Source organism: Candidatus Binatia bacterium (assembly GCA_036382395.1).
Taxonomy (GTDB): Bacteria; Desulfobacterota; Binatia; order HRBIN30; family HRBIN30; genus JAGDMS01.
Genome location: DASVHW010000431.1, coordinates 1 through 8,153, shown reverse-complemented (window position 1 = coordinate 8,153; position 8,153 = coordinate 1). Strand labels below are relative to the sequence as shown.

Below are 8,153 nucleotides of genomic sequence, written 5' to 3'. Positions count from 1 at the left end.
AGACGCGCCCACATGGTGCGCCGGGGCGCGAAGATAGCGCCGCGGTCTTCACCGCCGAGGACACGGATGAGCGGCGCGCCGAAAACCTCGAAAATCACGAGCGCCGAGACCGGATGGCCAGGAAGCCCGAGGACGGGCTTGCCGAGCGCCCGGGCCAGGATGGTCGGCTTTCCCGGCGCCACGGAGATGCCGTGGAAGAGGATCTCGGAGCGCGGGAAGGAGGTGATGATATCCAGCGTGATGTCCTTGGTGCCGACCGAACTGCCCCCGGAAATGAGCACGAGATCATGGCGAGAGAGGGCCGCCCCCAAGGCTTGCCGCAGCCGGTCGGCACGATCGGGGATCACACCAAAGTCGGTGACCGTGGCCCCTGCCTCGGTCGCCATGGCGATCAAGGCATAGGTGTTGATGTTACGCACCTGCCCGGGCCGCGGCCTGGTTTCGGGCGGAACGATTTCGTCTCCGGTGGAGATCAAGGCCACCCGCGGCCGCCGGAAGACGGGCACGCGTGTGATGCCGACTCCCGTCAGCGCACCCAGGTCGCGTGCGCGCAGGCGTCGCCCCCGTGCGAAGATAGGCTCTCCCTTGACGATGTCTTCACCGGTGCGCAGCACGTTTTCCCACGGTGCCACGTTTCGATGCACTTCGACGGTGCCGTCGCCGAGTTCCTCGGTATACTCGATCATCACCACCGCATCGGCGCCGCTCGGCAGCATGCCGCCGGTGGCGATGTGCATGGTCTCGCCCTTCCGCACCGTGCGCGTTGGCGCCTTTCCCATTTCGACGGAGCCGATCAGCTTGAGATACGCAGGGATGCTGGCGGAAGCACCGAAGGTGTCCTGGGCGCGGACCGCGTAGCCATCCATGTTGGCGCGATGGAAGTGGGGGAGGTCCGCAGGCGCGGTCAGATCCCGCGCGAGCACGCGCCCCAGCGCGCCGGCAACCCGAACCACCTCCGTTCCAACTGGAGGAAACGCCGCGATCCGTTCCCGTGCCTCGTCGGTGGTGACGACACGGAAGAACGATTTCGCTAGGGCGGCGGTTGGGACGTGCGTCTCCCGAACCCGTTTTGGGCGTAGGGGCGCAGCATGCTGCGCCCCTACCTTCCGAACTTGATGTGATCGAGGCATGGCAGTTCTCGCCGGACTTTCTGCTGATAGTCTCGATCGATCTCGGCGACGATCACCATCTCGCGATCGGCGGCCCGTGCCACCGGCTTGCCCCAGGGATCGACGATCATGGAGTTGCCGAAATCGACGTGGCCGCTCGGGCTGCGGCCGATTTGATCCGGGGCGATGATGTAGACCTGGTTTTCGATGGCCCGGGCGCGCAGCAGGATCTCCCAGTGTGCGGCGCCGGTAGGGAAGGTGAATGCGGAGGGAATGGTGATGATCTCTGCCCCTGCCAAAGTGAGTCGCCGGTAGAGTTCCGGAAAGCGCAGGTCGTAACACACGCTCATCCCGATCACCCCCAGTTCAGTCGGCACTGTGACCGCCTCGTCCCCTGCGACGCGGGTGTCAGACTCGCGGATGGTGACGTGACCCGGAAGGTCGATATCGAACAGGTGGGTCTTGCGGTAACGCCCGATGATCTCCCCGCGGGGGTCGAACAGCAGACTGGTATTGAAAACCTTGCCGCCAGCGGTGTCGCCGGCGGTCTGCTCGAGGATGGAGCCCGCCAGGAGGTACAGCTTCAGGCCTCGTGCCAGGTCCGCGAGACGCGCCGTGCTCGGGCCCGGGATCGGCTCTGCACCGTGGCGTTCTTCCGTTCGCGGTCCGCGCCACAGAAACACCTCGGGTAAGACGACGAGCTGGGCGCCTTGACGGGCCGCCGCGGCGACAAACGATTCCGCCTTGTCGAGATTCTCAGCTTTGTTTGATCCGGCACAGAGCTGGACCGCTGCTGCAGTGAACTGGCGCGCGGGCATGATCAGCGAGTCCGAAGCTATCGAGGGGCTGTGCCGAGGTCAACTGGAGCCGCGCGTTCCGTGAATCGCGCGCGCGATGCTGTAGAGCGCGGGTTCCATAGTTGGGTATGCGGTGATCGAGAAACCGTCTACGTGAGGCCTGTTCCCCACGGCGGTGTCGTCGCTTCCCCTACGCGCTGGAGAGACCCAGGGATGCGGCCTAGCTGGTCAATCGCCGGCGTACGCTGCGGCGCGCCCAGGCGAGAAGCAGTCCAGAGAGGGCGAGCATATACGCAAGGTCCCACAGGAGGATGGTTGAAGCCTCGCCACGGAACGTGGCGCGGGCCATGCGGACCGGGTGCAGCAGCGGAAGGATCTCTGCCACCCATAGCCACCCTCCCGAAAGCCGCTCTTTCAACGGGAAGAAGATGTCGGAAAACAGGAACAGCGGGGTCAGAAACAGCGTGAAGTAGAAGCTGAACAGGTCGATGTTGGGGATACGCAGCGTGAAGGCCATGCCGAGCGCGGCGAAAAGCAATCCCGTCAGCGGAATGATCGGCAGAACCAACAACGCGGCGGGCCGCGGGAACAGGCCGAAGAGGGCGATGACGATGAAGAAGCAGCCGCCGTAGATGCACGAACGCGTCATTGCCCACAGCACTTCGCCGGCAAGCACGTCATCCGGCTCGATCGGCGTCGTCAACATGGCGTCGTAGGACTTCTCGAAGGTCAGGCGGACAAAGATGTTGTACGTCACCTCGAAGCTGGCGCCGTTCATCGCCGCGACACATATCAGTCCAGGCGCCAGAAACTGCAGGTACGAGGTGCCGCCGATCTCGTTGATGTATCCACCGACACCGATGCCAATAGCGGCCAGGTAGAGGACGGGCTCGAAGAAATTCGGCAGGATGTTCAACATCCACGTGCGGCGATACATGGCCGCATTGCGCCGCCAGACGGAGATCGCGTGGGGTAGTGAGAGACTCATCGGCGAACTTGCTTATGGCATATAGCCTATCGCATATCGTTCAGAAGCGGCGATACCATGGAGTCGGGCTGCCCTCAGCCCGCTCGCTCGGCGTGAGGGCACGCCGGCTCCAAACTGCATATGGCCTATCGCAAATCGCTATCCCAGATCGCCGATCCCAAGATGGTCAGAAGCCATAAGCCATAAGCCAGTCACTGTCCCCACTCCAGGTTGGTGCCGGTGAAGGAGAGAAAGACATCCTCCAAGTTCGTCGGCCGGACGACGAGTGACCGAAGGTCGTCGGGGTCACGCCGGCGAACACGGGCGGCAAGCGTGGTGGCGTCGTCGAGATACACCATGAGCCGTCGGCCGGCGCGCACGCGGGGGGCCGAGGCCTGGAGCCCATCGAGGAACGTGCGTTCTTCCTCCGGTGCACAGTCAAGCTCGACGGTCTCGCGGGCCAGGCGGGTTTGGATGAGCTCGGCAGGTGCGCCTTCACCAATGACTTTCCCGAACGACATGATGGCCACCCGGTCGCACAGCCGCTGAGCTTCGTCCATGTAATGCGTCGTGAGCAGCACCGTCGTGCCGGCCGTGCGCAGCTCGCGGACGCGCGACCAGAGCGCCAGACGCACGGCGGGGTCGAGCCCGGTGGTCGGTTCGTCGAGAATCAGCAACTCGGGCCGGTTGATCAGCGACAGCGCAATCGCCAGCCGGCGCTGGAAGCCGCCCGAGAGCTGCCTGACGGGTACGGTGGCATGGGAGCGCAATTCGAGAAAGTCGATCAGCTCGTCGGCGCGCCGGGACAACTCCGGCTCGCGCAGCAAATGATAGCGGCCAAAGACCCGGAGGTTCTCTTTGGGCGAGAGGGCTTCGATGAGGACGTTCTGCTGCAAGGTCACACCCAGACGCGCCCGCGCACGGCGCGGTTCGCGGGCAACGTCGATGCCGAAGACACGAATGCTCCCGCTGCTCGGGTGCGTCACGCCGTAGATCATCCGCAGCGTCGTGGTTTTTCCCGCTCCATTCGGGCCGAGCAGGCCGAAGCAGAGACCGGGCGGAACATCGAGGCTGGCATCGTCGACGGCCAGCCGATCTCCAAAGCGCTTTGAAACGGAACGAACCTCGACGATCATGCCGTACGCACCGTACTCCAGAGATGTGCTAATTCAAGCGGCAGGGGAGGTGCCCACGGGAATGGCTGACGCTTCAAGAGTGAGCAACGGAGTGCGGGACACGGTGCTTGCCATGGGCCTGGCCGCGGTCCCCCTCATGCTTCACCTGCTCACGAATACCCAGTACGGTTACTTCAGAGACGAGTTCTACTACATCGCCTGCAGCGCACATCTCGACTTCGGTTACGTCGACCACCCACCGCTTTCCATCCTGATGTTGGCCGTCGAGCGCTGGCTCCTCGGGGATTCGCTGTCCGCCATCCGCTTCCTGCCGGCGGTGGCCGGAGCGTTGCTCGTTCTCTTGACCGCCGCGATAACGCGGGCGCTCGGTGGCGGGCGCTTTGCCCAAGGCCTCGCCGCGCTCGCCGTCGTGGTTGCGCCGTTCTACCTGGCGGTGGGCAATTTCTTCTCGATGAACGTCTTGGAGCCGCTGTTCTGGATGATGGCCGCGTACCTCCTCGTCCGGATTGTGAACACCGGGAACTCCAGGCTGTGGCTCGCGTTCGGAGTTGTTGCCGGGTTGGGACTCGAGAACAAACACTCGATGCTGCTCTTCGGCTGTGGAGTTCTCGTGGCCCTGCTGCTCACGCCGCAGCGGAAATACCTCCGAGATGGGTGGCTGTGGCTCGGGGCGGTCACGGCGGCACTCCTCTTTCTTCCGAACATCTTATGGGAAGCCGGACTCGGCTGGCCGACGCTCGAGTTCATGCATAACGCGCAGACGTACAAGATTGCGCCGATGTCCCCGGTCGAATTGCTGGTGCAGCAAATCCTCATGCTGCAGCCGCTGACATTGCCGCTATGGCTCGCGGGCATTTGGTATTACCTCTTTTCGCGACACGGGCAACGCTACCGACTCTGCGGGTGGATCTACGTGGTCGTTCTTGCCGTGTGTATTCTGCAGAGGACCAAGGCGTACTACCTCGCGCCGATCTATCCACTTCTGCTCGCCGCGGGCGCCATCGTTTTCGAGAGACTTACGCAACGCTCGGATAGGGGCTGGCTAAGACCCGCGTGTATTTCTGCGCTGGCGATCGGCGGGATCATCACCGCGCCGTTGGCACTCCCTGTCCTACCGGCGGACACTTTGGTCCGCTATGCGCGCTTCCTCCACCTTGGAGAAAGCGCCAAGGGTGCCACCTCGGAGACCGCGAAGTTGGGAGAGCTGCCGCAGTACTTCGCCGATATGTTCGGCTGGGAAGATGTCGTTGAGGCGGTGGCGAGAGCCTATGAGAGCTTGCCGGTCGAGGAACGTCGGAAAGCGGCCATCTACGTTGGCAATTACGGCGAAGCTGGCGCCATCGATGTTCTGGGAAAGGCACGGCACCTTCCCCCGGCGATCAGTGGCCACAATAACTACTGGCTGTGGGGTCCCGGGGACTATTCCGGGGAGGTTGTGATCGTCCTCGGTGGCCCGTCACAGGACCTCGAATCGCTCTTCGAGAAGGTCGAGCGGGTCGGTACCGTGCGGTGCGGCTACTGCATGCCGTTCGAAAACGATCGGTCGGTGTACGTGTGCCGGGGTTTGAAACGGCCGCTCAAGGAAATCTGGCCGCAGTTGAAGCACTACGTGTAGAGTCATACCAACTCCCGTGGAGCCGGCTGTGCGGGCCGCGGTTCGTATTCGGTGCCTTGGTTGCGGCGGGGAAGTAGATCGCCTCAGCCGCGCTTGATCTCGGATAGCTTGACCACGCGCGTGCGCGGCTGCGGGTGATCGGCCGCCTTGATCCAGCGCAGGCCCATGGTGCCGGCGGTGTGCCCGGCGGTTTCCACCCAGTTCGGCATACCCGGATCGTTGTGGGCGATGACCAGCTGGAAGGAACCGTCGGGACGATAGGTCGCGGTGTGCTTGTTGTAGTGGATGTGGTGGTAGCGGTAGTCGAGCGATTCCATCCAGTAGTTGTTGAGCTGGAAGTTCCAGTACTCGCACTGTGGTGGATCGGCCTCGATGATCAGCGCCTCATCCGGCCCCAGCTTCCAGTAGCCCATGTAGTAGAAGATGTTGGGATCGCCATGCGCGCCGCCGGTTCGCGCTGGATCGAGCGGGAGCATCTCGTTCGGGCGCTGCATGAAGCCTTCGGCCCAGTCGGCGAACAGGGCGGCCGTGCCGACGACGAAGCGGGCCGCGTTGGCGAGCCCGTTACCAAGATGTTCCGGTGTCAGCGGTGCCGGTGGTTCAGCGGCGCCGAGGCGCTCGATGTGGACCTCGGCGAGCCGTTCGTGTGCCGTGTCGAGGAAGTTCTGGCGAACGATGAGCATGGAAGAGTCAGGCTCCATCCGTAGCCAGTTGCCCGGATGCTTGCGGCAACTGAGAATGATCTCGAAGCTGTCGTCTGGCGCAGTCTGCAGATCTCCGACGTCGAGATAGCCACTGCAACCGGAACGCGCTTTCGATCCGTAGTGGCCGTAGTAGGCGCCGAAGCCGAGGTACGAGACGGTTCCCCGATTGCCCCATAGCCGGTACTCGTACCGGCCGCTGATCTCGGCGTTCTGGTAATAGCTGTCCGGGTTGTCGCAGCCGATCTTCCCCGTTTCGTGGCTGAGGCGGTAGAAACAAGGGGCGGCCGGATCGGCGTGCTCGACGAACTTTTCGAGCGCCAAGCGGGCCAGCCGGCTCAGGTAACGGTAACCCTCCGCCCGGTCCAAGGCCCCCTTGGGTGAGCGGTCGCGCAGAACCACCGTCCCCGCGCTTTTCAGCGTCTCGCAAAACTCCTCCCACGCGGTGCCGTCCATGACCCGTTCCGCCGCAGACCCTGCGCTCATGTGCATTCCTCCCAGCCGGACAGTCTATTCGCTGCCACCGCTATGTCCAGCGAAGGTTCGTGGGTTGAACACGATTCCCGGTTAGTGCTCAGGACTCTCTTCTTAAGCTGGCGCAAACTTGGGAAGCGTGATGTCCTCGGTGATCTCCTCGAAGACAACCTTCACTGGCATGTCGATCTTGATGTCGTGCGGCTTCATGCCAACGAGGTTGGAGGTCATCTTGGCACCTTCCTCGAGCGCGATGACCACCACCGCGTACGGTACCTCGTCGGCAAAGCCGGGATGGTAGACTTGGTGCATGACGTTGTAGCTGAACACGGTACCCCGGCCACTCACCTTCACCCACGCGGCTTCCCGCGACAGGCATTTGGAGCAGATCTCGCGCGCCGGAAAGCGGTGCGCGCCGCACTGCGTACAGCGCTGCACCACCAGTTCGTGCCGCTTGGCCGCATCGAAAAACGGTTTCATCTCCGGGGTCACCGCCGGAATCGGTTTCTTGTAGTCAGCGGTCATTACGAGCCCTCACCATGACCCTCTCCCAGAGGAGTCTGTCGATTTACTCCCAGCGGGCCCCCCTCGATACACCGCCAAAAGAGGGCGGTTACTCGGGGTGAACGGTTGCATATCAATTTCGCAAGCTGTTCCCCGTTCGCCCCGAGTAGGCCCCGTGTTCTCAGGGGCCGTATCGAGGGGCCGCTCGCATTTATCGACAGACTCAGCGGGAGAGGGAAGATTGAGTGACCCTTTCCCAGCGGGCGAGGGGAACTGGAGTGGTTCCTCACGATTGACTCGCCAGGATCAGGGTCGAGTGTGTTGACAAGATGCCGCCGTTGCCGCTCACGAGTGCGACCCGTGCGTTGGGAACCTGGCGTGCGCCGCCTTCGCCGCGTATCTGGATGACGCCTTCGGAGACTGGTGTCATGCCCCACATGTAGAAGGACGAGAGCTGGCCACCGCCGGTGTTCACTGGCAGTGATCCACCGGGCGCCGTCTTGCCGTCGGCGACGAACGGCCCGCCCTCCCCCTTGGCGCAGAAGCCGTAGTCCTCCAGGCACACCAGCACGGTGAAGGTGTAACAGTCGTACAGCTCGACCACGTCGATGTCCTTGGTGGTGATGCCGGCCATGGCGAAGGCCGTGCGTTTCGCCAAGACCGCGCCGGAGGTGAGTGTCTCTGCCGGGTCGCCACCGGGATGTCCTTGGCCCATGCCTTGGATGTACACTGGGGGCTTCTTCAGGTCGCGCGCGCGTTCCGCTGAGGTGACGATCACCGCCAGCCCGCCGTTCGAGACCAGGCAGCAATCGAACAGATGAAACGGCTCCACGACCCAGCGCGAGCGGTG

8 protein-coding genes are annotated in these 8,153 nt (G+C 63.4%); 1 reads left to right on the top strand and 7 read right to left on the bottom strand.

Going from position 1 to position 8,153, the window contains the following annotated elements:
• The 4 genes from glp to VF515_21465 all read right to left on the bottom strand — a co-directional run.
• The coding region (gene glp / locus VF515_21480) for a gephyrin-like molybdotransferase Glp (protein ID HEX7410201.1) at window positions 1-1,130 on the bottom strand (1,130 nt) is incomplete at its 3' end.
• A complete protein-coding gene (locus tag VF515_21475) occupies window positions 1,100-1,927 on the bottom strand; it encodes a carbon-nitrogen hydrolase family protein (GenBank protein HEX7410200.1) in 828 nt (275 codons plus the stop codon). The genes VF515_21475 and glp, both read right to left, overlap by 31 nt.
• A 199-nt stretch (window positions 1,928-2,126) precedes the next feature.
• Window positions 2,127-2,894 carry an ABC transporter permease gene (locus VF515_21470; protein HEX7410199.1) on the bottom strand — a complete coding sequence of 256 codons (768 nt, stop codon included), beginning with the start codon at window positions 2,892-2,894 and terminating at the stop codon, window positions 2,127-2,129.
• A gap of 191 nt (window positions 2,895-3,085) precedes the next feature.
• Window positions 3,086-4,009, bottom strand: a complete 924-nt coding sequence (locus VF515_21465) for an ABC transporter ATP-binding protein (GenBank protein ID HEX7410198.1) — start codon at window positions 4,007-4,009, stop codon at window positions 3,086-3,088.
• 61 nt (window positions 4,010-4,070) lie between these two features.
• On the opposite strand from VF515_21465, the gene VF515_21460 reads away from it, so the two are divergent.
• Entirely contained in the window at window positions 4,071-5,624 is a 1,554-nt protein-coding gene (locus tag VF515_21460) for a glycosyltransferase family 39 protein (GenBank protein HEX7410197.1), read from the top strand.
• Between the two features lie 83 nt (window positions 5,625-5,707).
• Here VF515_21460 and VF515_21455 read toward each other — a convergent pair whose 3' ends face one another.
• The 3 genes from VF515_21455 to VF515_21445 all read right to left on the bottom strand — a co-directional run.
• A complete protein-coding gene (locus tag VF515_21455) occupies window positions 5,708-6,811 on the bottom strand; it encodes a DUF1214 domain-containing protein (protein HEX7410196.1) in 1,104 nt (367 codons plus the stop codon).
• Between the two features lie 102 nt (window positions 6,812-6,913).
• Entirely contained in the window at window positions 6,914-7,324 is a 411-nt protein-coding gene (locus VF515_21450; protein HEX7410195.1) for a Zn-ribbon domain-containing OB-fold protein, read from the bottom strand.
• A 265-nt stretch (window positions 7,325-7,589) separates the two neighbouring features.
• Window positions 7,590-8,153 (bottom strand): thiolase family protein (locus tag VF515_21445; GenBank protein HEX7410194.1); only part of this gene is annotated, 564 nt, incomplete at its 5' end.

Coding starts and splice junctions, on each gene's coding strand:
- VF515_21475 (HEX7410200.1), bottom strand. CDS start 1,927: ATGCCCGCGCGCCAGTTCACTGCAGCAGCGGTCCAGCTCTGTGCCGGA.
- VF515_21470 (HEX7410199.1), bottom strand. CDS start 2,894: ATGAGTCTCTCACTACCCCACGCGATCTCCGTCTGGCGGCGCAATGCG.
- VF515_21455 (HEX7410196.1), bottom strand. CDS start 6,811: ATGAGCGCAGGGTCTGCGGCGGAACGGGTCATGGACGGCACCGCGTGG.
- VF515_21460 (HEX7410197.1), top strand. CDS start 4,071: ATGGCTGACGCTTCAAGAGTGAGCAACGGAGTGCGGGACACGGTGCTT.
- VF515_21450 (HEX7410195.1), bottom strand. CDS start 7,324: ATGACCGCTGACTACAAGAAACCGATTCCGGCGGTGACCCCGGAGATG.
- VF515_21465 (HEX7410198.1), bottom strand. CDS start 4,009: ATGATCGTCGAGGTTCGTTCCGTTTCAAAGCGCTTTGGAGATCGGCTG.